Consider the following 23,918-nt stretch of genomic DNA (forward strand, 5'->3'; position numbering starts at 1 on the left):
AGACACAGCCGAACCGTGGGATACTCGGGAGCAAGGCAAGCCTAGCCTGTGCCCGCCAGACGAAGTAGGTCCACAACATGCGAGACACCACCGAGCTCACCCCTGCGAGTGCACCGCCGATCGCCGAGGCTCGCAAGCGCGGCCTCGCGTGAGCGGAGAGCTGCGCGCCGCCGACCTCACGGTCGCCTACGACCAGCGGACCGTCCTCGATGGGTTCGACGTCACCATCCCGGCGAACTCCTTCACCGTCATCGTCGGACCCAACGCGTGCGGCAAATCCACCCTCTTGCGCTCGCTCGCCCGTCTGCTGCCCGCTGCTGGCGGCAGCGTGCTCCTCGACTCCACGGATATCCGCACGCTGAAAGCCAAGGAGCTGGCCAAGCGCATCGGGCTGCTCCCCCAGTCTTCGATCGCCCCCGACACGATCACGGTCGCCGACCTCGTGTCGCGCGGCCGGCACCCGCACCAGGGCATCCTCCAGCGGTGGTCTCACGACGACGACGACGCGGTCGAAGAGGCCCTCGTGCGGACCGGCCTCACCGACCTCGCGGCGCGCAGCGTCGACGAACTGTCCGGCGGTCAGCGCCAGCGCGTGTGGATCGCCATGGTGCTGGCTCAGGACACCCCCGTCGTGCTTCTCGACGAGCCGACCACCTACCTCGATCTCGCGCACCAGATCGACGTCCTCGAACTCTGCGCCGAGCTGCACCGCCAAGGCAAGACCCTCATCGCCGTCCTGCACGACCTCAATCAGGCAGCACGCTACGCGACGCACCTCATCGCATTGAACGCGGGTGAGCTCATCGCCGAAGGGCCCCCGGCAAGCGTCGTCACCGAGGAGCTCGTCGCCGAAGTCTTCGGCGTTCGAGCACGAATCGTGCCGGACCCTGAGACGGGCACGCCGCTCGTCGTTCCCCTCGCCCACTCCGCCCTCGTGCAGCGGTCTCCCACGACAATGCCTGCATGACCGAGGAATACACGCCATTCCCGCCATTCGTCACCCAGGTCAAGCGGGTGGCTCGCGTCTCCCCCAGCTACGTGCGGATCACGCTCGGTGCCGACGGCCTCGAGCACTTCGCACCGCACGGCAACGACCACCGCATCAAGCTCGTCTTCCAGCACGCCGACGGCAGCTACGGCGACTTCGGTATCAAGGACTCTCCAGCACCCGCGCTCACCGACTGGTACTCGAAGTGGCGCACGCTGCCAGACGAGCAGCGGAACCCCATCCGCACCTACACACCCAGTGCGACGCGCCCATCGCTCCGGGAGATCGACATCGACTTCGTCCTCCACCAGCCGGCCGGCCCCGCCACCGCGTGGGCGGCGAACGCCAGGCCCGGGGACGAGCTCATCGTCGTCGGCCCCGACGTCCGAGCGGACGACTCGACCGGCGGCATGGACTTCCAACCCCACGGGGCGAGGCGCCTCCTGCTCGCTGCCGACGAGACGGGGCTGCCAGCCGTGCGCAACATCCTGCAGCGCCTCCCGACGACGACCGCGGCGAGCGTGTTCCTCGAAGTCCCGTCGGCCGCCGATTGCGTTCCCCTCCCCACCGGCAACGCGGACGTCGTCGTCACGTGGCTCGTGAGAGGGCAGCACCCATACGGCGAGCGGCTCACCCAGGCCGTGGATGCCTGGGCCGTCGCGACGGAGATCTCCGGTTCGTTCTACGCGTGGCTGGCCGGCGAATCGTCGACGGTGAAGGTCATCCGCCGACACCTCGTCCGCCAGTGCGACCTGCCGCCGAGCTCGATCACCTTCTCGGGGTACTGGAAGATCGGCCGGGCAGAGAACTGAGGGGCGGCCGGGTCAGTCGCCGTTGGGGGCTGATGTGAAGTTGGGGCCACCGCTGGGCTGCGGCTCCGGCTTCGGCTCCGGGGGCTTCGTCTCTTCCGGCTCAGGAGCCTGCGACGGCGCAGGCGCCTGCGTCATCTGCGGAGCCTCGGTCGCTGGTGGCTGCGTCGCCGCAGGCGCCGAGGGGGCAGGCGCAGCGGTCGTGGGAGCAGGCGGAACGTAGGTGCGGCGGTTGCCGAAGTGCTCGGCTCGGGCATCGCCAACCACCTGCGGGATCTCGATGACCGCGGCGACCAGCGCCGTCAGATCCTGACCCTGCGCGTTGGCGCGGACGATCTCGATGAGCTCAGCCAGCCGCTCATCGGTCTCCCACTCGGACTGGTCGTACTCTTCGACCTCGGTCTCCGCTGCGGTCGCAACCCGCTGCGAGTACTCCGCGACGAAGTACGGCACGGCGGATTGCATCGTCGAAGTGGCGCCGGCGGCGTCGTTCGCGTCGATCTGATCCCGAGCCGTCGCGAGCAGGTCGCCCATCTTGGTCTTCGACTCGTCCGTCACAAGACCGTTCGACATGACGTACGCCGGCTCGATCGCGTCGACCTGCGCACTCACAGCGAGGGTCTCCGGGCTCAGGACCACGACGGCCGGCTGCGCAGGGGCAGCCGTGGACGCTGCGAGCGACTCCTTGCGGACCGAGGCGAACGAGCCGATCGACACGGGGATCACCACGACGACGACCACAAGTGCGACGGCGGCCACGAACCAGCTCACCCGGGCGGCAGCCGGAGCGGCACGGAAGCGCGCGAAAGGACCACCGAGGAGGAGACGAGCGTTCGTCGCGCCGGTGCGGTCGAGCGTCTCATCGCCGGCCGCGAAGATCCCGTTCGGCACATCGATCGATGAGTCGTCGGTCTTCGCGAACGGGTCGCCGTCTACTGGTGTTGCCATGATCCGACCACACTAGTGGATCGCCTGCACCGCCTGGCGGCGACTAGCCGACGCGGCGACGCCGAAGCGCGGCGTCGAGATCGCCCATGCCGGGCTCGACCTCGTCCAGAATGCCCATGCTCGCCCAGCGGCTCGGCCGCTTCTCGACCGGGGCCACCACGATGGGGTTCAGCACGGCCTCGCTCAGCTGCGGCGACGACTGGGCCAGCCCGGCACGCGTGGCCGCGGTCTGCGCGAGGGGCACCCCCTGCATCGCGGCGGAAGCGCGCGTCGAGAACGTCGCGATCCCTGGCTGCGCGTGCGCATCCCGAATCTTCTGCTCGGACCGACGCGCTGCCTCACGAAGCAGCTCGAGGTGGTTGACCTTCTCGATCTCGACACCGCCGCCAGGACCGTCCGGACCGGGCCGCCCGGGGGTCCCCGACTCCTCCTCAAGAGCAGTCAGCGACTCCGCGGACGCACGCTCGAGGTACAGGGGCTTCGGCACTGGAACGGGAACCCAGCCGTCGAGCGGCTCCGTGACCTGGACCTCCGCGGCTGGCTGAGCTGCGGGGCCGGCCGCGTCGCTCACCGAGAAGTCGATCGTTGCATCCGCGCGTCGTTCAGCCTTCGGCTGGCGCTCGGCGCCAACCGCGACTCGTGCCGCGAGCCGCTGCGCGTTCGCGATGCGGGCGAGACGCTGCAGGCCCGCGACTCCGGCGAGCACCGACACCACACCGGCAACCAGCACCCACCAGACCCCTGCGGTCGCGCCGAGCGAGATGCCCACTCCGACCGCGATGATGCCCACGAGCGTCACGAGAGAGGTGACAAGACGACCGCGCCGGGTCGCACGCGCGGCGCGCTGGCGGTCTTCCGCAGAGCGGGGCACGGTCACGGCAGGCAGGGCCCGACGAGCCGCCTCATCGCGTTCACGTTCCGCGCGCTCGGCCTCGGCCCTCGCGCGCTTGATGCGGCGCTCCTGCTCGCTCACGCCACGCCCGTCGGCCCGCACGCGAGCCCCACCGAGATCGCTCGTGGTCGCGAGCGAGTGCAGGGCCTGCTGCATGCGGATGGCGTTCTGCTCAGTGGCGAGGTAGTTGCGGCGGCGCACCCACGTCGGCACGAAATAGGCGAGCCAGAGCGTCACCGCCAGGGCGAGGACGAGACTGCTGCCGAACTGCATGGCGTCAACATTAAGCGCGGACGCACCCGCGGCCGCCGATTGCTGCGGAGTGTCAGATTCGGGAATCCTGAACTTCTCGCGACGCGCGGGCTGAACCTCACCGGAGAGGGTTCGACGTCCGCTCCCAATCAGCCTCGGGCACCTGCGCCTCACGCTCGTCGGCGGCGCCCTCGCGCCACCGTCGCAGCACCCCCTGCGGCACCTCTTCGCGCACGACGGCGAAGCAGAAGTGGTCGCGCCAGTCACCGTCGATGTGGATGTACCGACGACGAAGGCCCTCGTACCGGAAGCCCAGCTTCTCGACGACCCGCAGGGACTTCGCGTTCTCGGGTCTGATGCAGATCTCCATGCGGTGCAGACCGAGCCCCTGCAGGCAGTGGTCCGTGGCCATCGCCGTCGCGATAGTCGCGAGCCCCTTCCCCGCGAAGTCACGCGCGACCCAGTAGCCGAGTGTCGCCGAGGACAGGGCACCGTAGCTGATGCCAGACACCGTCAGCTGGCCGGCGAATCGACCCTCGTACGTGATCACGAACGGCAGGGCCGTGTGCGCCGAGGCCTGGGACAGCAGGGAACGGATGCCGCCGCGCACGTCCCAGCGACCGCCACCACCAGGGCTCGTCGCCTCCCACGGCTGCAGCCACTCGCGGTTCGCGAGCAGCACTGACTCGAGTTCCCGCGCATCCCGGACCCTGATGGGACGCAGCGACACCGGGCCGTGCGTCAGCGTGGGAACGGAAGCACTCATAGGAAGCGGAGTCTACTCTGCGAGCGACTTCGCGAACTGCCGCAGCCACGGGCTGAGCGCCGGCCCCAGCTTGGGGTCGTCGACGGCGAGCTCGACGATCGCCTTGATGTAGTCGAGCTTGTTCCCCGTGTCGAAGCGACGCTCACGATAGACCACGCCCACGACACCGCCGAGTTCCGCCCGGTTCGCGGCCAGCACCTGGAGGGCGTCGGTGAGCTGGATCTCTCCCCCGGCGCCCGGCTTCGTCTGCTCGAGCACGGCGAAGACCTCGGGGCGCAGCAGGTAGCGGCCGATGACCGCGAAGTTCGAGGGCGCGTCCTCGACAGACGGCTTCTCGACGAGACCCGTGATCTGGATCGTGTCCGGACCGGCGCCCGGCACACCCTCCGCGACGCTCGAGGCGGCGTCATAGGCAACGACCCCGTAGGAGGAGATCATGGCCGGGTCGACCTCCTGCAGGGCGACGACGCTCGCCCCCGTCGCCTCGTGCACCTCGATCATGCGCGAGAGCAGCGAACCGCCACCCGCCATGATGTCGTCACCGAGCAGCACGGCGAAGGCCTCGTCGCCGACGTGCTGACGCGCGCGCAGCACAGCGTGCCCGAGCCCGAGCGGGTCGCCCTGACGCAGGTAGTGCACGTCGGCGAGATTCGTCGCCGCCCGCACCCTCGCGAGCTTCTCCGTCTCACCCCGCGCCTCGAGGAGCGCCTCGATCTCGGCGACCCGGTCGAAGTGGTTCTCGAGGGTCGTCTTGTTGCGCCCAGTGATCATGAGCACGTCCGACAGGCCCGCCTCGACTGCTTCCTCGACCACGTACTGGATCGCCGGCCGGTCCACCACCGGCAGCATCTCCTTCGGTATGGCTTTCGTCGCAGGCAGGAACCTCGTCCCGAGACCCGCAGCAGGAATAACGGCCTTTGTGATGCGCGAGGACATAGGCCGTATCGTATGGCCCTCGCAGGTCGTCGCGAAACGCGAAGCGCCCGCGCGCGTCATCGCGGCGCGGCACCTGCGGGTCCCTCGACGGCCGCGCGTGAGCCGCGCACGTGCCCTTCGCTAGGCTCCTTGCCATGGCGACCGACGCGAAGACCGAGAAGCGCGCCCTCCGCGCGGAGATCCGACAGCGACGACGCAGTCACGGAGAGCTGCTGCTCTCGGAGCACGCCGAACACCTCTCGCACCACCTGCGGGAGCTCGTCGTCGCCCACGGCGCGACACGCATCTCCTGCTACCTCTCCGGCGAGTTCGAGCCGAGCACCAGGCCGTTCCTCAACTGGGCGAGCGACGCTGGCATCACCGTGCTCCTCCCCGTCACACGTGAAGACGGACTCCTCGACTGGGTCGTCTCCGACGGCGAATCGGAGCACCCGCACGAGCTCGGCTTTCCCGAAGCCATCGGCGAGCTCCTCGGGCCCATAGCGCTCGGCGACGCGGACCTCCTCATCGTGCCCGCCGCATCCATCGATCTGGAGGGCTACCGGATGGGCTGGGGGCGCGGCTACTACGACCGGACGCTCGGCTCGATGGCCGACAGGCCGCCCGTCTTCGCCGTGGTCTTCGACGACGAACTCGTCGGCGTTGTCCCCCGCGAGGTGCACGACGAGCGGGTGGATGGCGTCGTCACGCCGTCCGGGATCACACGTTTCTGACGCATTACCCCGCGGGCCCTCCGGCGCGTTTATGCTGTCCTGGTCCCGAAAGCGAGATTATGCCTACCTATTCCTACCGTTGCACCGAATGTGACAACGCCTTCGACATCCAGCAGGGGTTCGCCGACTCGAGCCTCACGGTCTGCGACGCGTGCGGAGGCAAGCTGCGCAAGGTCTTCGGTGCCGTCGGCGTCTCCTTCAAGGGATCCGGCTTCTACCGGACCGACTCCGCGGCCAGCGCCAAGAAGGGCTCCGGCTCCGGCTCCGCTTCCTCTTCGGGGGCCACCTCCGAGTCGAAGCCCGCACCTGCCAAGAAGGACCCGGCTCCAGCCGCGGCCTCCAGCACCTCCAGCAGCAGCACTTCAGCTTCTTCCTGAACTGACAACTTCTCCGTACGCGAGTACAGAACGAAAGGGGACCCCGTGAAGGGATTCCGCGAATTCATCATGCGTGGCAACGTCATCGAGCTTGCCGTCGCCGTCATCATCGGTGCCGCGTTCACCGGCATCGTCACCGCCATCGTCGATGGCATCTTCAACCCGATCATCGCTACCATCTTCCAGGCTGACGACATCGCGGCCGCGACCGTCAACATCGCCGGGGCGCAGATCGGCTTCGGCGCGGTCATCGCGGCGATCATCCAGTTCGTCCTGATCGCAGCGGTCGTGTACTTCGCGATCATCGTGCCGATCAACAAGCTCAACGACATGAGCTACCGCCTCATCCACGGCAAGCCGAAGCCCGCCGTCGAGGCCGCCGTGACCGAGAAGGACATCCTCGAGGAGATCCGCGACCTCCTCAAGGCCCAGCAGGAGTCGCCAGCCAAGCTCCAGGGCGAAGGCCCCGAGACTCGCGCCTAGTCGAACTCGCTACAGCGCCGCAGCCCCAAGCGCTGCGCAAGAACGCCGCCGGTCACCCCGGCGGCGTTCTTGCGTCTCGGCGCCGTCTCAAGGGCAGGCCATGGGCCGATCAGGACGAACGGAACGTCTCGCGGCCCCACACCCAAGAGAGACACGCGATGGCGAGCATCAGCGACGAGACGATGATCGCCCAGGTGAACCCGAAGAGGTCGGCGATGACGCCGGCCACGATCGGGCCGAGGATGCTCCCACCGTCCTGCGTCATCTGGTACGTGGAGAGCACCTGGCCGCCGCTGCGTCCGTAGCCGATGATGTCGGAGATCACGGCCTGCTCCGCGGGGGCCGCGAGCCCGGAGCCCAGTCCCAGCACGAAGCTCAGCGCGAGCATCGTGGCGATATCGCTGGCGAACGCCGTCGCGAACATCGCCACCGCCGAGACGCCGAGGCCGATGAGGATGAACGGGCGACGCCCGACACGGTCCGTCTTCCGCCCCGCATACTGCAGCGAGACGACGTTGCCGACCGCGCCGACGGCGATGACGACCCCGATCACCCAGGGCTCCTGGCTGATGCTTGTCGCGACGAACAAGGGAAGGATCGCCGTCCGCACGCCGAAGTTCGCCCATCCGTTCGCGAAGCCGAACACGAGCGAGGCACGATAGGCGGAGTCCTGGAGCGCCTCGCGCAGGGACTTCGGCTCGAGCTTCCTCATGCCGGGGGCTCGGTCGTCGCCGGCATCGTGCAGTCCGGCCTCCTCGGCGGCCTTCTTGGCAGTGACGCGGTGCGCGCGCCCCATCATGACCCCGACGATGGCCGCGGCGATGACGAGGGTGCCCGAGTAGACGAGGAACGGCACGCCGATGCCGAACTGCGCGAGCGCCCCGCCGACCGCGGGTCCGGCGATGTTGCCGACGAGGAAGATGCCGCCCCAGAGGGCCGAGATGCGCCCGCGGATCTGCGGCGGCGAGTAGCGCGCGATCATGCCGGCGGCGGAGATCGTGAACATCACGGACCCGACGCCACCGAGCCCCCGGAAGACGAGCAGCTGCCAGTAGTCCTGAGCGAACGCCACGGCGGCCGTCGACGCCGCCACGATGAGGAGTCCCGCGACGTAGATGCGCCGCTCCCCCAGCTTGTTGATGAGGGCGCCTGCCCCGGGGGCGAACACGAGCCTCATGAACGCGAACGCGCTCACGACCACCGAGACCAGCGTCGCGCCGACGCCGAAGCTCAACGCGTACTGGGGCAGCACGGGCACGATGAGCGCAAAGCCGATCGCGATGAAGAACGTGGCGACGAGCAGCACCCAGATCTCTGCGGGGATGGGAGGCCTGGGGCCGTCCGCGCTCGAGACGACAGGGGTCTGTCCGGTGGTGGGATGCTCGGGATCCGAACCAGGCACGTTGGGGTCGTTCGGTTCGATGGCCCGCTCAGCCATAGTGCGGTGGCTTGTCGGCGCGCAGCCGGTCGTCGTTGGGCCCCCTGGGGCTTTCAGCACGGTCGTCGGCGTAGCGCACGTCGGCGTCGCCCCAGGCGCTCGGAGAGTCCTCGCCGGCGAGCACGGCGGGCTCACGCCTGCCGTCGACAGACTGCGGCGCTGGGTCGCTGCCGGGCGGCGGCGCCGTCGTCACGCGGCGTCGCGGCTTGCGCCCGATGGGCGTCGATGCAGGCTCGCTCTGGTCGTTCGAGTGGGTCACGCTCAGCTCGAACCGCCGGGCTCGCCCGGGCGAGCGATCGCGATCTGCTGATTGCCATCGGGCAGCGTGACCGACGCGAGGCTCGCGCTTGCCGCGGCCCCCGCATCCGTCGTTGACCGACCGGAGGTCAGCTCACCCAGCTCTCCCTGCATCGAGCCGGCCGCGATACCGGCCGTCTCAGCGGGCAGCGGCACCTTGAGGGCCTTGCCGATGCGACGCGCGACGGCCTCAGGGTGCGCGAACAGCTCGAAGGAGTGCACGCGCAGGTAGTACCAGCCGAGGCGCTTGAGGAGTTCTGGGCGCAGGCGCAGCGTCTCGCGCAGCGTCGCATCCGCAGAGCCCGCGATGCGCAGGTCGAGCCCGTCCGTGTCGATCGCGATCGCCCGGCCGCGGTAGGCGGCGGCCAGCGGGATGCGTCCGCGGTGGAAGAGCTCGACGGTCATGCCGAAGGACTCGAGTCGGTTCGCGAGGTCGAGCAGCATGGGCGGTGCCTCGACGTCGCGTGCCTCGCCGTCACCCTCCTCGTCGGTCGCGGGGTCTCCGGCAGTGGGCTCAGACGGTGCGGCGCTGCCAGCGGGCGTGCCTGCCTTGGCCGCCTCCGGGTCGGCTTCACCGAGGATCTGCGCCAGGCCGAGAACGCCCCGCGACATGCGCGACGGGTCGAGCTCGCCGGGCCGGATGCAGGAGACGACCACGAGCGACCGGCGGGCACGCGTCATGGCGACGGCAAGCGCACGTTCGCCGAGCTCGGTGCCGAGCACTCCGAAGTTCGCGAGGACGCGGCCGTGCGGCGTTCGGCCGAAGCCGATCGAGAAGATCACGCGGTCGCGCGACTGGGCGGTGGCCAGCTCGATCGTCGTGACGGTGAACGGCTCGCCGCGGGCTGAGGTGAAGAACTCGGCGATGTCGCTCCGTCGGGAAGCCGCGGAGTAGACGGCCTGCTCGACTCGACGGGCGTGCAGGGCGGACGCGGTGACGACCATGAGCGACTCGCGGGGGCGGTGGACGGCGTGGTCGACGACGAGTTCGACGACGCGGCTCACCTCGGCGTCCGTCGATTCGACGCCGCCGGTGATCGGGTCGGGAAGCCCCGTTCCGTTCTCCACGAACGAGAAGCTGAGGCTCGAGTGGCCGAGCAACGTGCCAGCCCAGGGCATGGAGCGGATCCGCCCCTTGTAGAAGCGCCGGTTGACGAGTTCAGCGAGGTCTTCGCCACCCGCGCGGTAGCTGCGCGTGAGCGCGTGCTCCGGCAGGAACTCGGCGAGCCGCGAGTACACGGACTCGCCGACCTGGTCGGTGTGCCGGAGACCCCACGTGTCCGTGCTGTCGGCCGACGGTCGGGTCACGGCGACCGTGAACGGCGTCGGGTACTGGGTGACCGGGTCCCCGAACGCGACGACCTGGTCGCCACGACGGATCGCCCCGATGCTCTCGGCGATCGACATCGTTCCCGCATCCACCAGGACGACGGTGTCGAAGTGGATGCGCTCGCTGACGAGCGGCACATCGTATGGAGTCGTGAGCCAGAGCTGAGCGATGCTCTTCGAGACGTCGCCAGCTTCGAGGGCGAGCTTCGTGGAGGGCACGCCGGGGCGGCGCAGCAGCTGCCGCAGCGCATCCGCCTGCTCGCTGTAGTCGACGATCGCGACCTTCCATGCCTCGGCGAGCTGCCAGGCGAGCTGCGCCGCGGAGTGATCGGTGTGCGCCTGGTCGACGACCCTGAAGTCGCTCTCGAGTCGCGTCACGACCCGGGTGTTGGCGTTGAGGAGGGCCTTGTCGCGGTCGAGGAGGTCCTCCAGCACCGACTGCCACCACGCGAGCTCGAGCTCGTCGCCGAGCGCATCCGCCTCGACGTGACGCTCGGAGAGGTCCTCGAGCAGCGGGGTGAGGCCGAGGTTCTCGAGGCGCTCGATGATGGTGAGGCGCTCGACGATGTTGTGCAGCACCTCGCTGTCGGCCGCGAGTTCCGTGATGCGGGCCGGGAGGTCCGCCAGCGGCAGCTCGCTCAGCGAGACGGCGCCGGCGTCGACGAGCGGCTCGTCGAGGAGGCGCAGCTTCTCGGCCACCTCGCGGTGGAACTTCCTGACGTCCGAGATGCCGGTGGGGACGGTCGGGGTGGAGCCATCCGTGACGTAGCGGTGCCAGAGGATGCGCTGACGCTGGGCGAGCTTGAGCGACTCGTGGAGGTCCTCCACGACGACGCCGGGCCGCACGTAGTCCTTCGCGAGCTGCCGCAGCTGGCGGCGGCGCGCCGACGTCAGGTCGCTGCCCTCCCGCTTGGGATTCGTGGCGTGGATGACGTCCGTCAGCGAGTGGTCGAAGACCGCCGGGCGGAAGCGGTCGAGCGTCTCGCGCAGGTCGAGCAGCAGGCGGAGGTAGATGCCGAGTTCGCCGTACGTCTCGGCGGGGCGCATCCGGGTTCGGCCGACGAGCTCCTGCGCCCGGTCGATGACCTCGACCAGCACTCCCGCGTCGAGCTCAACGGCTGCCTCTTGCGCGCGGTTCGCTTCGTCGGTTGACTCGAACGAGACGCCGTACCAGGGCGAGTCGTCCGGGCCGTACTTGAACTGGCCGAGCTCGCCGGCGGCGCGGAGCTGACGCGCGATCGCATCGCGGCCCGTGGCGATGGCCTCGATGGCGTCGCGGTCGAGACGCGCCGTCGTGATGGGCGGGTGCTCTCGCAGCTCGAGGCGGGAGAGCTCCTCGAGGGCGTCGAGCGCGGAGACGCCGAGCGCGGGGTCAGGGTGCACGAGTGCGTCGCGGTAGTCGGCGAGCACGTGGCGGAGACGGACGAGCGCGTCGTCGAGCTCGTGCATCGCGGGCTTACGAGCCTTCTCGTTGCGCGAGATGGATGCGATCGCGTCACGGCGGAGGGTTCGTGGCGTCACGGCGAGGCCCTCGAGTCCCACGCTCTTGAGGCGAGCCCTGATGGCGCGGATGCTCGCTGAGCGTGGCGTGACGACGAGGACGCGCTTGCCGTCGGCGACGAGCAGACCGAGCGCGTTGATGACGGTCTGCGTGAGGCCGGTGCCAGGCATCGTGTTGATGACGGCTGAGTTGCCGGCCGCGATCGCGTCGACGACGCGCTCCTGCTCGGTATCCGCGTCCAGCAGGAACCGGTCCCCGACCGGGTCGCGACGGTCTGGGCTTGGCCGCTGCTCGGCGGGCCGCGGCGCGGCGACCTGGCGGCGTGCTTCCTCGTCACCCGCGAGGGCTCGAAGCACCGGGTGGGTGAGCTCGTTGGTGTCGCGGAGCATGGCGCTTGCCACCTCGCCGAAGCTCGAGATGACGGCGCGGGCCGAGACCGTGAACTGCGGGATGGACGCGCCGAGCGCTCGCGTGCGGTCGAAGACCTGCTGCGGCAGGAAGGCGTCGTTGGACTTCGCGAGCTCGAGGAGCTCGGCCACTGGGAGGCGCACGCCGAAGTGCTGCGCGAGGTGGCGCACGAGTGAGGCGTTCACGCGACTCGGGCCCTTGAGCGTGAACTCGTAGTCGCGACCTGCACGGCGCAGGTCGACCGTGCGAGTGAGGATGGGCGCGCGGAAGTGCTTCCCGTCCTGCGTCCACTCGGCGAAGCCCGTGGCGAGCTGGATCGTGCTCATGCCGCGGCCGGCGAGCAGCTCGGTGCCCTTCTGCGCGATGAGGTCGGCGGCGTCCCGAGCGCCACGGAACGACGAGTTCTCGCGCACGAGCGCCGACAGCAGCACGGTCTTGCCCGCAGCGAATGGCGCGATGCCGCCGGGGTGCGCGCTGGTGAGTTCGACGTACGTGCCTGGTTCGTCGGCGAAGTCGAGGAGCGGAGATGGTCCGCCGAGTTGCGCCAGCTCGTGCAGCCAGGCGTCCTGGGCTGCGTCGACGGCCGCTTCGAGCGCCCGCGCCTGCTCGGCGCGTTCGAGGTCCAGCGCGGTGAGCTCCTGCTCGTCCTCCGATGGCACTGGGTGGGTCTTGCGTTCGTGCGCTACCGCATCCGCTACCCAGGAGCGGCCGCGAGTGAGACTCGGACCGTCGGCGTTCCGTGCGCGCACACCGTCTTCGTGGTCGCGTCCGAGGTCGAGGGACTGGCCGTTGTCGTGGTCATCGCGGTCGCCCTCACCACGCTCGGCGCGCTCGCGCTCGAGGCGTTCCCGCACCGGACTCAGGTCGGGAATCGGCTCCGTCTCATTGTTTGTGGGCGCACCCTTGCCGGAGCCGTGATCGTCGCTCTTCGCGTCGCCCGGCTCTGAACCTCGTTTACGAAACAGACCCCACACGCGTGACACTGTAAGTGTCTCGGCCGGTCGGAGGGTGGAGGCGCGCGTGGGTTGCGCCGAGCTTGGCCTAGTTTTCGCGCGACTCGGGGTCGGTACCGTACGGCGGCACCTGACCGGCTGCCCCATCCCCGCCGACCGTCTCCGACCTGTTCCGCCCCCGGATGGCGTTCACGATGAACACGATGCCGACGACGATGACGGCAGCCGGCCACAGCTCCCAGATGTTGCCGAGCCCGCCGAGCACGAGCTCGTTGAGTAAGAAGAACGCGCCGACGGCGATGAGGATCCACCCCCACCAGTTGCGGATGCTCGTGATCAGGGCGACGACACCCACGATCATGGGGAAGATCGGCCAGAGGATGCCCCACTCTATGGGGAGGATGCCGAGACGGTCGAGGAGGTAGGCGGTGCCCATGATGATGAGCCCGATGCCGAGGCCGATGGGGCCCGCGAGGCTCGCCCTTCGCTGTTCTGAGGTGCTCATGACCCAACACTTCCACTTCGAGCGGTCCACGGACCCGTTCGTTGCGAAATCATGATGAACTTCCGGCCGCTCCCAGGCTGCAGCGGGTCGCAGTGCGCGCGGAAGTCCGCGAGCACCGGTAGCATTGTCGCGCCAGCCTCTGTAGCTCAATGGAAGAGCAGTTGCGTCCTAAGCAAACGGTTGGGGGTTCGAGTCCCTCCAGGGGCACCAGTTCTTCGGTGCATCGCAGCGGCCGCAATCCCGCGCTGGCACTAGTGGGTCCGTAGGATCGGACCATGACGACGATCTTCGACGAGCAGCATCGCCCGGAGCCGCCGCTCGGCGAGGATGAGTGGTCGACGTTGAACGGCTTCCTCGACTTCCACCGGGCCACGCTCGCCTGGAAGGTGTCAGGGCTCAGCGCGGGTGACCTTGCGAAGACGCTGTCACCCAGCACCATGACCCTCGGGGGCCTCGTCAAGCACCTCACGTACGTCGAGGACGACTGGTTCGGCGTCGTCCTCCTCGGTGAGGAGCCGCGCGAACCGTGGGCCTCGATCGACTGGCAGGCCACGCCCGACTGGGAGTGGGACACCGCGCGAGACAGCGAGCCCTCCGAGCTCCTCGCAGCGTGGGAGGCCGCCGTATCGCGGTCACGAGCCGCGGCCGAGCGCGCCTTCCAGCTCGGCGGCCTCGAGCACCCCGCGGCGAGCGGCTTCTCGGACGGCCGCATCCCGCGGCTGCGGTGGATCCTCATCCACATGGTCGAGGAGTACTCGCGGCACAACGGGCACGCCGACCTGCTCCGCCAGGCGATCGACGGGAGCGTCGGCGAGTAGGGACTCCGGCTCCCCGCTGCACACACGTCTCGGCGAGGATCGCCTCCTACCCTTGCGGGCATGACCTCATCGCAGACCTGGCTGATCACCGGCGCGAACCGCGGACTCGGACGCGCCCTCACCATCGCCGCACTCGATGCCGGCCACGACGTCGTCGCGACGGCCCGCGGCCAGCACTCGCTCCCGGCGCACGAACACCTGCTGGTGCTGCCGCTCGACGTCCGCGACCGAGCCGACGTATTCGCGGCGGTCGACCAGGCGACAGCCCGGTTCGGCACGATCGACGTGCTGGTGAACAACGCCGGCTATGGGCTCATCGGCACGGCAGAGGAAGTCTCGGAGCAGGACGCGAGGGGCATCCTGGACACCGACCTGCTCGGCCCGCTCTGGCTCAGCCAGGCGGTGCTGCCCGGGATGCGAGAGCAGGGATCGGGGCACATCGTGCAGATCTCGACGGTCGGCGCGGTTGGGACCATGCCGACGCTCGGCCTCTACAACGCGGCGAAGTGGGGCCTCGAGGGGTTCAGCGAGGCCATGGCCGCCGAAGTCGCCAGCTTCGGGGTGCGCGTCACGATCGTGGAACCCGGCGAGCTCCGCACCGACTGGGCCGGCGGCAGCATGCAGTTCAGCGAGCCACTGGCCGCCTACGACGAGCTGCGCACAAGCCTCTTCGGGACGCCGCAGGTGCCGTGGCCGTCTGCGCCAGCTGCCGACGAGCCGCAGGCCAGTGGCACCTCGCCCGCGGATGCCGCCGCAGAGATCCTCGCGCACGTCGTCGACCCGGACGACACGAGAGTGCGACTGCTGATCGGCGACGACGCCCCACCACAGGTGCACGCCGCCTTGGGCGCGAGGCTCGACGAGTATCGCCGCGACCCCCGCTTCCCTGGCTGACGGCCCCGAGGACGAGGCCGCACCGCGGGGTCGGGATCAGGCCTCGTCAGCCACGCGGATCAGCACCTTCCCGACCGCGCCACCCTCGACAGCGTCGTGCGCCGCCGCGGTCTCCTCGAGCGGGAACCACGTGATGGGCAGACCTGCCGACTCCCCCACGGGCAGCGCACCGTCGACGAGCGCCGCCGTCACGTCCTCGGCGGCCGCGTGCAGCGCATCCGGCCCCACCGTGTACAGCAGCAGTCCCTGCCAGCGGACGTTCTTCGCGAAGCTCGCGATGATGGGCACGGTGAACTCGTCGCCGTTGTTGTTCGCGTAGTAGGCGATGCTGCCGTGATTCGCGATGACCTCGACGTCGAGCGCCGCATTCTGCGTCGGCGCGACCTCCACGATGTGGTCGACGCCGTTCGGGGCGAGCTCCTGGATGCGCTCGGCAAGCGCGGGGTCGGGGTAGCGCACCACGTGGTGGGCTCCGGCAGCCCGAGCCAGTGCCTCCTTCTCTTCACTGCTGACCGAGGTGATGACCGTCGCACCTGCCCACGCCGCGAGCTGGATCGCCGCGTGCCCGACCGCGCCGGCGCCACCGTGCACGAGCACCGTGCGGCCGGTGAGCGCCCCGGGCGAGAGACGGGCGGGGCCGTGCTCGTGCACGGTCAGCGCCCGGTGCGCCGTCATGGCCGGCACGCCAAGGCTGGCAGCCACATCGAAGCCGATGCCCTCGGGCAGGGCGACGACGCGATCGGCGGGCAGCACCGTGAACGCCTGCGCGGTACCCGTCGGACGCTGGTGCGCCGCGAGGTAGACCCAGACGCGGTCACCGACCGCCAGCCCCGTCACGCCCTCGCCCAGCGCATCCACGACCCCGGCACCGTCCTGGTTCGGGACGACTTCGTCGAAGCCGAGTGCGCTTCCGGCTCCGCCTCCCTCGCGCGCCTTCCAGTCTGTCGGGTTCACGCCCGAGGCGACGACCCTGATGCGCACCTCCCCTGGCCCCGGCTGCGCGACTTCGCGCTCGACCAGGGAGAGGACGTCGGAGGGACCGGTGGATGCGTAGACGATTGCCTTCATACCAAGGTCCAGCACGGCCGAGGCGCGAGGTATTCCCCGCTCGGCGAGCCTCCTCGGCCGATTTCCGCGCTCAGCCTGGTTCCCTGGCAGAAGCAGTGACACGATGGCGTCATGAGCAGCGACGACGATGTTCGGCGATTGGCGCTCGCGCTCCCCGAGACCGAGGAGCGCACCGCCTACGGCACTCCGGCGTTCTACGTCGGGAAGAAGATGTTCGCGCGCTTCCACGATCAGCCCGGAGTGCTGGTCTGCTGGCGCGCCGACCTGGGCGAGCGCGAGGCGCTCCTGCAGGGCGAGCCCGAGGCGTTCTTCACCACCCCGCATTACGACGGCCACCCGAGCGTGCTCGTGCGGCTCGAGGCGGTGTCCACGGCGAGACTGGGCGAAGTCCTGCAGGAGGCGTGGCGGGCGAGGGCGACGAAGCGCATCCTCCGCGACGCCGACGCCGACGCCGACGCCGACACCGACACCGACACCGACTAGGGGCGGTCGCGTCCTTCTCCGACAGTGGCGACCGAGAGCCTTATGATCAGCGGATGGTCAAGGTCATTGCAGTCATCCGTCCCGTCGCGAGCGAGACGATCGAGGCGGAAGCCGACTCCTACGAAGAAGCGAAGTCGAAGATCGAAGCCATGGTGCCGGAAGGGTACGAGCTGCTCTCGGTCCGCTCGACGAAGTAGGCAGCACTGGCGCCCCCAGGGGTGCCTGGCCCGTGGAGACCGCTGGTTCCGTCGACGAGAACGGGCCCCGTCAGCGCTGGGAAGCGCCGACGGGGCTCGTTCTCTGCGGAGAACCCCGCAGTCGGTGTTACGGGCGCAGCGGGTTCGGTCCGCTCGAGCCGCGAGCCACGAACAGGTTGAGCAGGTTGAGGAACCCGATCGCTCCGACCTGGAGCGCGGCCGTCTCGAAGACGCGGAAGTTCGGCGACGCTGGGATGGTGCCGCTGCCTGCCCCCGGGAGGGGCACCCGAACCGACCGGAACGGATCCTTCGACGAGTCATCGTTCTGCGCGTTCACCGTGATCACGAGGACGTTCGTGAGCGCACTGAACAGCAGCGAGAGAAGGTTGTTCAACGGGGTGAAGATCGCGTTGAGGGTGCCGTTCGGCGCCAGAAGGCCACGGACAGTCCCCGCAACGACACCTGCGAGATTCGGTAGCAATTCATCGAGTACGGGAGCGAGGTTGAGCGTGACGATTCCGAGTCGGGCAACTGCCGTCGCCCCACCGCCTCGTCCCGCAAGGAACTGGGCGAGTGTTCCGCTGATCTCAAGGCTTACAATTCCGATGAGATTGGCGGTGATCGAGATTGTGATCGAACCCGCGAGGCGCGTGATGATGTCTTCTACAAGCGTGTTTAGAGCCGCGACTATTGCATTCGTCGGAAGAGGCAAGTCGGCGAAGAGCCGCGTATTGGCCGGCAGATTATTGAACGTCTTCTTGTCTGGCGTGTTGAGAAGTGGCGCAAGGTCGACCGTCACGGTTCCCGCAGTCAAGTCGAGCCGAAGGGGAGAATTCGCCCCGCCAATGGGAGCTGCGGTGAGAGCAGCGAGGTCGACACTAGCGCTAACGTTCAGGTTCGCGGCACCACCGATGGCACCCACGACGCCACCCAACAACGGGATCTTGGCGAGCTCGTCGAAGATCGCCTGGGTGCTGACGGGGAGGTTGACCGGAATGGTCGTCTGGAGGGCGGTGCCGAGCGCACCGACGACTCCCGAGGTCACCTTGGCACGCAGGTGGCTGAGGATGTACTGGCGCTGGATGCCGCCGGTGGGTGGCTGCACGGTGACGGGCGGCGCGGTGGCGCCGCGGAAGGCCTCGGACACAGAACCGGAGGTGACGTTCGGCGCCGGCGGCGTGCCGACGACGGTCTGCGGCGGGACGCAGAGGACGTTCGCGTAGGTGCGGCCGGCCACTGCCCCGATGTCGAGGTCGAGGTCGGTCAGCGAGTTCAGGAGGTCGGCAGCGACCGGCGAGCCGATGAGGGTGCCGAGCTGCGTGAAGACCTTCGTGAGGTCGAGGTTTCCGAGCGTCAGCTCGCTCTGGGCGGGCGTCAGGGCGATGAGGCCGTCGTTCGCGACTGCGCCGCTCGATCCGTCTGTCGTGCCGTACTGGTTCGCGTAGGAGCGCTGGTTCAAGAGGCCGAGCGACTGGGGCCCCGTGACGATCTGGAGCACGCCGGAGAGCAGGTCGATGACTCCGTCGAGCGGCGACGTGTTGTCGGCCTGGACGGTGTTCCCCGAGAGCTGCGTCGGGGCGCCCGTGAGACCGGCCAGCAGCCCGCCGAGCAGCTCCGTGCCGAGCAGCGTCCCACTCAGGAGGCGACCGTTCGAGCCGGCGTTGAACAGGGTGCCGGTCGGGAGGCAGCCGGCGGTCGTCAGTGACGCGGCGGCGAGTGGTGCGGATGCGGCGGCAACGACGAGGGGTGCCGTCCAGGCGGCGCCGGCGACGATGGAGCGACGTGTGACGGTCCCGGTGCGTGTCGGAGTCGCCGCGAAGGCACTCGGCACCTGCGGGGTCTGGGCAGATGATTCTTGGGACGTGCTGGGCATTCGGCGGCACTCTTTCGCTGGGGGGACGAACGGCAGTGGGACCACGTGCGTCGGAGACGCTGGGTACTTCGACTCCGAAATCACGCGCTAGGACAAGAACATAGCGCAATACCACAGCGTCCTGGAGTCTGATCCACATATCCGCGTCACACGTGGTGATTCACCCGGATATTCACCCATCTCAACCAACCGAACGGTGAGCGATCGGGAAAAGCGCCCTAGTCGAACATCCCGTCGAGCAGCCCACCGATCATGAGCCCTCCGAGCACACCCCCGACGACGTCCCCCATGTCGCCACCACGTCGACCCCCGCGACCGCCGTACCCGCCGTGGTATCCGCCACCGCGCGGCTGGCCCCACTCGTCGTAACCCTGCTGCTGCGGGCGCGACTGGTCGATGTCGCGCTGCGCGAGCTGCAGCGCCTCGCTCGCAAGCGAACCCGCCCGCCGTGCAAGCGACAGGGCCTGCTCACGCTCCTCCTCACCGCCGCGGTAGCTGACGAGCTCGTTCCGGATGCGCTCGGCCTCGGCCAGGCGCGTCCGCGGCGCGGACCCGATCCACCCTCGGTGCCCCGAGATCACGTCGTTCGCGACGGCGATCTGCCGGTCCGCGTCATCGATCGCCGTCACGATCTGCGCCTGCGACGGGATGGGGCGCGCCGCTCGATCCCTCGCCTTCGCCACCGCTTCGTCCAGCGCCGTGTTCGCGGCCCGGAGGCGCGACAGGGACGCGAACGGGTCGGTGCGCTCACCCGCCGGAGGGAGCGAGGCGAGCGCATCGGTGAGCCGCTCGGCTGCCTCCTCGACCTCGCGACTGCGCGGCACGTCTCGCGCCGCGACGAGGTCGCCGCGGGAATCGGCGATGACCGCGGCGAGCGTCGACTCGGCACGAAGCGCCTCGATCTCGTAGTTCTCGACGGCGTCGAGCAGCGTGTGCACTCGGCGCACGGCCTCCGTCGATGCCTCGAGCGCGAGCCGGGACTGCTCGTTCTGGCCCGCCTCGCGTCGACGCAGCGACACATCGGCGCTGTGCTCGGCGAAGGTGAGCAGCTGCGCCGCCTCCGCCGGGTTGTCGCCGACCTGGTGCAGTGCGGCATCCGAGTACCGGAGGGCAAGCCGATCGATGCTCGCCTGCGCGTCAGGGATGCGCGCCCGGAGACGCTCCGAGTCGCGCTTGACGCCCTCCAGCACGGCTGGGGTCTGACGAACCACCGCGACGGCCTCTTCCAGCACAGAGGACTTCTCCTCGAGCAGGCCCATCGCCCACTCGCAGATCTGCACGATGCGCGCATTCCTGGTGCGCAGCTCCTCTGGCGTGTCGGGGATGTCGTCGACGTTGAGCTGATTGAGGTGGAACGCCTCGCCCATGTACTTGCGCACATTGACGAGCGTGTCCCTGAGGTCCTGCGTGGCACCCGAGCCGAGCTCGGCCTCCGCGAACGACAGCTCGTCGTTCATGAGGCGGATGCGCTCATCGGCGTCGACCAGCGCCACTCCCGCCTTCATCGCCAGGTCTTTGTCGTGAGCGTCGATCTCGGCCTGCTGCGCTTGCTTCGCGCGGCGAGCGCGCCCCCAGAATCCAGATGCCATGCCGCAGATTCTAGTTGCGCGTCACCGGGCGAAGCTGTCGATGTTCACCGCCGGCGGAGCGCCCCGCAGACCGGCTCAATACCAGATGCCGGGAGCGGGCTCCGGCGAGACCCGAAGCAGACGCGCGACCTGAGCGCTCGCCCCGTCCGTCACCTCGCTGAGCACCCCTGCTGCGCGAAGCGCGGCGGGTGCGACCCCACCGAGCAGGAGCGACGAGAGGGCATCCACGCGCAGGCGCACCGCAGGCACCGCCTCCGGGAGGCGGTCGACCGCTTCGACGGTTCCGGCCCCGTCAGAGCCGACCGTGAGGAGGAACGACCCGTCCGCGAATCCGAGCGCATCCTCGACCTCCAGGCCGAGCACTCCAGGCGACGCGTAGCTTCGCGCCTCCAGCGCCGCCTTCACATCGAGGATCCGCAGCCACTGGTGATCCGTCGTCGTGACGCTCGCAGCCCGCTGGTCACCGAGCATCCACCTGACCGGCTCGTCGACGGCGACGTGCTCCGCCTTGACGGTGGAGACGAGGTCCGCCTCGAGGAAGAAGCGCCAGAGGGCCGCGTACGCGTCATCGCTCACCGAGCGGAGGAACTCGACGCTCAGCGTGTGGCTCGCGTAATCGTTGTCTCCGCCCTCGTACTTGAAGAGCGCCGCCCCCTGCAGCTCGCCGGACTCCGACGTATAGGTGACGGCTCGGAGCTTCTTGCCCTCACCCTCCTCGTCGTGCACCGTTCCTGCGAGGCGCGGCCACATGCCGTCCCAGCCCTCGATCTCGCCGACCGTCGACGTCCGGGCGCGGTCGAAGAGCCCCGCGGCCCGCTCCGCCCACTGCTCGCGGCTGACGTAGTCGACGCGACCATTCGGCGTGGGGCCGCTCCATCGAACGCGACGGGTGTCGATGCTGAGGTTCGCCGCGAAGGTCGCGGGCCCGAATCCGAAGCGCCCGTAGATCGTCGACTCGGAGACGGTGAGCGCCGCGAGCGGAATGCCCAGCGCAGCCGCCGTGCGCAGCTCGCCTTCGAGCAGGTTCCTGGCGATCCCCCGCCTGCGGCGCGCCTGCGAGACGGTGACCGAGCTGATGGCCCACACGCGCAGCTGGGTGCCGCCTGGCAGCGTGAGCTCGGCTGGCCACGAGCTCGTGGTCGCGACGGGCTCATCCGCCTGGGGAGCGGAATCGTCCCAGACGCCAGTCGTGCGCCGGTAGCCGAGCGATGCCCGCATGCCCTCGAGGTGCTTCTCGCTGGGCTCTGCCGCGAGGAACCCGCGCAGGTCGGCCCGCGCCCACGCGGCGAAGCCAGCTGCGTCGCTCGCGTCCAGCGTCTCGTAGCGCAGGCCGGACTCGGCGAGCTTCGCCTTCGAGGTCTCGTCGATCGGGAAGCGCGTGAAATCTTCAACTGCAGACATGCCTCCAGCGTAGGTCCCGCCCGTCAGCTACGTCCTGAAGGCGGTCTGGCGCGGCGATTCGAGCCGGCGCACCGGTGCCGCACTGGACCAGGCGGAGGCCACGTGACATTATCTGCGTATGCATGCAGATAAGCAGACATCGACGGGTGCCTCGCTCGGTCCCGCTGACACCGCACCGCTCGTCGAGCTGGACAGCCCCACCGTCGAACTCGCGGCCGAGGTCTTCGGGATGCTCGCCGACGCCACCCGCGTGCGCATCGTGCTGGTCCTCAGCACCGGCGAGCACGCCGTCAACGACCTCGCCGAAGCCGTCGGGAAGACGCCGGCGAGCGTCTCGCAGCACCTCGCGAAGCTGCGACTCGCGAGGATCGTCGCGACCAGACAAGAGGGGACGCGCGTCTTCTACCGGCTCATCAACGGGCACGCCAGGCGTCTCGTCGCGGATGCCATCTTCCAGGCCGAGCATTCCGTCGCCGGAGTCGGTGGCGCCGACGCCATCCCGCCGCACCACCGGAAGGACGACGCGCGCGGACCGGTCACCGCTGGGGACTCCGATGCGTGACCTGCTCGAGAACCGGGCGTTCCGGCACCTCTTCGGGGCGCAGGTCGTCGCCCTCGTCGGGACGGGCCTCCTCACGGTCGCGCTCGGCCTCCTCGCGTTCGACCTCGCAGGCGGCGACGCCGGCATCGTGCTCGGCACGGCGCTCACGATCAAGATGATCGCCTACGTCGTGGTCTCCCCGGTCATGGCCGCGGTGACGAGCCGGTGGTCGAGGAGGCGAGTTCTCATCTCGGCCGACCTCATCCGGGCCGCCATCGCTCTCGGGCTGCCGTTCGTGGGCGAGGTCTGGCAGGTCTACCTGCTGATCTTCGTGCTGCAGGCGGCGTCGGCGACCTTCACGCCGACGTTCCAGGCCGTGATCCCCGACGTGCTCCCGGACGAGCGCCGCTACACACGCGCACTCTCACTCTCCCGCCTCGCCTACGACCTCGAGGCGCTCGCAAGCCCCGTCCTCGCAGCTCTCCTGCTGACGGTCGTCACCTACAACTCCCTGTTCGTCGGCACCGTCGTCGGCTTTCTCGTCTCGGCGACCCTGGTCGCCGCGACCAGGTTCCCGAGCGTCGCGCTCGCCGCGCCAAGCCCCTTCCTCGCTCGACTGACCGCGGGCATCCGGGTCTTCTGGCGCAGCCGCGACCTCAGGGCGCTCCTGGCACTCAACCTGGCGGTCGCCGCCGGGACGGCGATGGTCATCGTCAACTCCGTCGTGCTCGTGCAGGCGCAGCTCGGGCGGCCGCAATCCGACCTCGCCGTGCTGCTCGCGTGTTCCGGTGCGGGGTCCATGCTCGTCGCGCTCGGCCTGCCGCGCGTGCTGGAGCGAGTCTCCGACCGCAGGGTGATGCTCGCAGGTGCCGCGCTGGTCCCCGTCAGCCTCCTCGCTGCGGCCGGCGCCCTCTCGACGTCGAGCGACCTGGGGTGGATGCTCGCCCTCCCGGTGTGGGCGCTCCTCGGCGCGGCCACCTCACTCGTGCTGACCCCGTCGTCTCGCCTCCTGCGCCGGGCGGCGTCGAGCGATGAGCGGCCGGCCGTCTTCGCGGCCCAGTTCTCGCTCTCGCATGCCTGCTACGTCCTCTGCTACCCGGCGGCGGGTTTCCTCGGCGCCTGGCTCGGACTCGCGCCGACCGCCGTGGTGCTCGGCGGGGTCAGCCTTGTCGCGACGGTCGTCGCCGCGCTGACCTGGGCAGATCGTGGCGCGCACGATCGACGCCCGGAGCCCGCCCAGGTCTGAGCTCGCGCCGCGCTCGGCCTCGGTCTCGGGATGGGAAAGTCGCTTCGTTGCGGGTAATTTCCCAGCACGAAGCGACTTTCCCATCCCGAGAGGCACGGCCCATCCCGAGAGGCACGGCCCATCCCGAGAGGCACGGCCCATCCCGAGAGAGAGGGACCTACCCGCGAGGGAGGGACCTACCCGAGAGGGAGGGTGGATGCGCGGCGCGGCGCG

Annotated in this window: 24 protein-coding genes and 1 tRNA gene; 13 read left to right on the forward strand and 12 right to left on the reverse strand. The window is 69.5% G+C overall.

Going from position 1 to position 23,918, the window contains the following annotated elements:
• The first annotated feature begins 148 nt into the window (after positions 1 to 148).
• Positions 149 to 967 carry an ABC transporter ATP-binding protein gene (locus C5B97_RS13120; RefSeq protein ID WP_104312430.1) on the forward strand — a complete coding sequence of 273 codons (819 nt, stop codon included), beginning with the start codon at positions 149 to 151 and terminating at the stop codon, positions 965 to 967.
• Entirely contained in the window at positions 964 to 1,800 is an 837-nt protein-coding gene (locus C5B97_RS13125) for a siderophore-interacting protein (protein ID WP_104312431.1), read from the forward strand. Before C5B97_RS13120 ends, C5B97_RS13125 begins: the two co-directional genes overlap by 4 nt.
• A 12-nt stretch (positions 1,801 to 1,812) precedes the next feature.
• Here the strand turns inward: C5B97_RS13125 and C5B97_RS13130 are convergent, their stop codons facing one another.
• The 4 genes from C5B97_RS13130 to C5B97_RS13145 all read right to left on the reverse strand — a co-directional run bounded on the left by C5B97_RS13130 (position 1,813) and on the right by C5B97_RS13145 (position 5,591).
• The gene (locus tag C5B97_RS13130; protein WP_104312432.1) at positions 1,813 to 2,745 is read right to left on the reverse strand and encodes a hypothetical protein; all 933 of its coding nucleotides are present in this window, start codon (positions 2,743 to 2,745) and stop codon (positions 1,813 to 1,815) included.
• Positions 2,746 to 2,788: 43 nt separating this feature from the next.
• Positions 2,789 to 3,910 (reverse strand): hypothetical protein, encoded by a 1,122-nt coding sequence (locus C5B97_RS13135; RefSeq protein WP_104312433.1) that lies wholly within the window; start codon positions 3,908 to 3,910, stop codon positions 2,789 to 2,791.
• Positions 3,911 to 4,007: 97 nt separating this feature from the next.
• Positions 4,008 to 4,655 (reverse strand): GNAT family N-acetyltransferase, encoded by a 648-nt coding sequence (locus tag C5B97_RS13140; protein ID WP_104312434.1) that lies wholly within the window; start codon positions 4,653 to 4,655, stop codon positions 4,008 to 4,010.
• A 12-nt stretch (positions 4,656 to 4,667) separates the two neighbouring features.
• Positions 4,668 to 5,591, reverse strand: coding sequence for a UTP--glucose-1-phosphate uridylyltransferase (locus tag C5B97_RS13145; RefSeq protein WP_104312435.1), 924 nt, complete (start codon positions 5,589 to 5,591; stop codon positions 4,668 to 4,670).
• Positions 5,592 to 5,725: 134 nt separating this feature from the next.
• Here C5B97_RS13145 and C5B97_RS13150 point away from each other — a divergent pair, with 134 nt between their 5' ends.
• The 3 genes from C5B97_RS13150 to mscL are packed head-to-tail and all read left to right on the forward strand — an operon-like array spanning position 5,726 to position 7,164.
• A complete protein-coding gene (locus C5B97_RS13150) occupies positions 5,726 to 6,304 on the forward strand; it encodes a 5-formyltetrahydrofolate cyclo-ligase (RefSeq protein WP_104312436.1) in 579 nt (192 codons plus the stop codon).
• 59 nt (positions 6,305 to 6,363) lie between these two features.
• Positions 6,364 to 6,681, forward strand: coding sequence for an FmdB family zinc ribbon protein (locus tag C5B97_RS13155; RefSeq protein WP_104312437.1), 318 nt, complete (start codon positions 6,364 to 6,366; stop codon positions 6,679 to 6,681).
• Positions 6,682 to 6,726: 45 nt separating this feature from the next.
• On the forward strand, positions 6,727 to 7,164 hold the full coding sequence (mscL, locus tag C5B97_RS13160) for a large conductance mechanosensitive channel protein MscL (protein WP_104253781.1): 438 nt from the start codon (positions 6,727 to 6,729) through the stop codon (positions 7,162 to 7,164).
• Between the two features lie 109 nt (positions 7,165 to 7,273).
• Here mscL and C5B97_RS13165 read toward each other — a convergent pair whose 3' ends face one another.
• The 3 genes from C5B97_RS13165 to C5B97_RS13175 are packed head-to-tail and all read right to left on the reverse strand — an operon-like array spanning position 7,274 to position 12,796.
• The gene (locus C5B97_RS13165) at positions 7,274 to 8,602 is read right to left on the reverse strand and encodes an MFS transporter (protein WP_104312438.1); all 1,329 of its coding nucleotides are present in this window, start codon (positions 8,600 to 8,602) and stop codon (positions 7,274 to 7,276) included.
• Positions 8,595 to 8,861, reverse strand: coding sequence for a hypothetical protein (locus tag C5B97_RS13170; RefSeq protein ID WP_104312439.1), 267 nt, complete (start codon positions 8,859 to 8,861; stop codon positions 8,595 to 8,597). Before C5B97_RS13170 ends, C5B97_RS13165 begins: the two co-directional genes overlap by 8 nt.
• Before the next feature lie 2 nt (positions 8,862 to 8,863).
• Positions 8,864 to 12,796: an ATP-binding protein gene (locus C5B97_RS13175; RefSeq protein WP_104312440.1), complete on the reverse strand. Its 3,933-nt coding sequence runs from the start codon at positions 12,794 to 12,796 to the stop codon at positions 8,864 to 8,866.
• Positions 12,797 to 12,799: 3 nt separating this feature from the next.
• Here C5B97_RS13175 and C5B97_RS13180 point away from each other — a divergent pair, with 3 nt between their 5' ends.
• Positions 12,800 to 13,084, forward strand: a complete 285-nt coding sequence (locus C5B97_RS13180) for a hypothetical protein (RefSeq protein ID WP_104312441.1) — start codon at positions 12,800 to 12,802, stop codon at positions 13,082 to 13,084.
• A 94-nt stretch (positions 13,085 to 13,178) separates the two neighbouring features.
• On the opposite strand, the gene C5B97_RS13185 is transcribed toward C5B97_RS13180, so the two are convergent.
• Complete coding sequence (locus tag C5B97_RS13185; protein ID WP_104312442.1) at positions 13,179 to 13,595, reverse strand: DUF5668 domain-containing protein; 417 nt, start codon at positions 13,593 to 13,595, stop codon at positions 13,179 to 13,181.
• 135 nt (positions 13,596 to 13,730) lie between these two features.
• Here C5B97_RS13185 and C5B97_RS13190 point away from each other — a divergent pair.
• The 3 genes from C5B97_RS13190 to C5B97_RS13200 all read left to right on the forward strand — a co-directional run bounded on the left by C5B97_RS13190 (position 13,731) and on the right by C5B97_RS13200 (position 15,307).
• Positions 13,731 to 13,805, forward strand: a tRNA-Arg gene (locus tag C5B97_RS13190).
• A gap of 65 nt (positions 13,806 to 13,870) precedes the next feature.
• Positions 13,871 to 14,413 carry a DinB family protein gene (locus C5B97_RS13195; RefSeq protein WP_104312443.1) on the forward strand — a complete coding sequence of 181 codons (543 nt, stop codon included), beginning with the start codon at positions 13,871 to 13,873 and terminating at the stop codon, positions 14,411 to 14,413.
• Positions 14,414 to 14,473: 60 nt separating this feature from the next.
• On the forward strand, positions 14,474 to 15,307 hold the full coding sequence (locus C5B97_RS13200) for an SDR family NAD(P)-dependent oxidoreductase (protein WP_181027007.1): 834 nt from the start codon (positions 14,474 to 14,476) through the stop codon (positions 15,305 to 15,307).
• A gap of 36 nt (positions 15,308 to 15,343) precedes the next feature.
• On the opposite strand, the gene C5B97_RS13205 is transcribed toward C5B97_RS13200, so the two are convergent.
• Complete coding sequence (locus C5B97_RS13205; RefSeq protein ID WP_104312444.1) at positions 15,344 to 16,375, reverse strand: NADPH:quinone reductase; 1,032 nt, start codon at positions 16,373 to 16,375, stop codon at positions 15,344 to 15,346.
• Between the two features lie 111 nt (positions 16,376 to 16,486).
• Here C5B97_RS13205 and C5B97_RS13210 point away from each other — a divergent pair, with 111 nt between their 5' ends.
• Entirely contained in the window at positions 16,487 to 16,858 is a 372-nt protein-coding gene (locus C5B97_RS13210; RefSeq protein WP_104312445.1) for an MmcQ/YjbR family DNA-binding protein, read from the forward strand.
• Between the two features lie 53 nt (positions 16,859 to 16,911).
• Positions 16,912 to 17,055 (forward strand): hypothetical protein, encoded by a 144-nt coding sequence (locus C5B97_RS17995; protein ID WP_167516459.1) that lies wholly within the window; start codon positions 16,912 to 16,914, stop codon positions 17,053 to 17,055.
• Between the two features lie 127 nt (positions 17,056 to 17,182).
• Here the strand turns inward: C5B97_RS17995 and C5B97_RS13215 are convergent, their stop codons facing one another.
• From C5B97_RS13215 to C5B97_RS13225, 3 genes are all read right to left on the reverse strand, one after another.
• Positions 17,183 to 18,928: a choice-of-anchor G family protein gene (locus tag C5B97_RS13215; RefSeq protein WP_104312446.1), complete on the reverse strand. Its 1,746-nt coding sequence runs from the start codon at positions 18,926 to 18,928 to the stop codon at positions 17,183 to 17,185.
• Between the two features lie 218 nt (positions 18,929 to 19,146).
• Positions 19,147 to 20,517 (reverse strand): hypothetical protein, encoded by a 1,371-nt coding sequence (locus C5B97_RS13220; RefSeq protein WP_104312447.1) that lies wholly within the window; start codon positions 20,515 to 20,517, stop codon positions 19,147 to 19,149.
• A 75-nt stretch (positions 20,518 to 20,592) separates the two neighbouring features.
• The gene (locus tag C5B97_RS13225) at positions 20,593 to 21,918 is read right to left on the reverse strand and encodes a GNAT family N-acetyltransferase (protein ID WP_104312448.1); all 1,326 of its coding nucleotides are present in this window, start codon (positions 21,916 to 21,918) and stop codon (positions 20,593 to 20,595) included.
• 118 nt (positions 21,919 to 22,036) lie between these two features.
• Here C5B97_RS13225 and C5B97_RS13230 point away from each other — a divergent pair, with 118 nt between their 5' ends.
• Together C5B97_RS13230 and C5B97_RS13235 are read left to right on the forward strand one after the other, a co-directional pair.
• A complete protein-coding gene (locus C5B97_RS13230; RefSeq protein ID WP_104312449.1) occupies positions 22,037 to 22,480 on the forward strand; it encodes a metalloregulator ArsR/SmtB family transcription factor in 444 nt (147 codons plus the stop codon).
• Positions 22,473 to 23,705, forward strand: a complete 1,233-nt coding sequence (locus C5B97_RS13235; protein ID WP_104312450.1) for an MFS transporter — start codon at positions 22,473 to 22,475, stop codon at positions 23,703 to 23,705. The genes C5B97_RS13230 and C5B97_RS13235 overlap by 8 nt, the downstream gene beginning before the upstream one ends.
• The last annotated feature ends 213 nt before the right edge of the window (positions 23,706 to 23,918 follow it).

The sequence above is a fragment of the Pseudoclavibacter sp. RFBB5 genome, from assembly GCF_002931555.1.
Classification (GTDB): Bacteria; Actinomycetota; Actinomycetes; order Actinomycetales; family Microbacteriaceae; genus Pseudoclavibacter.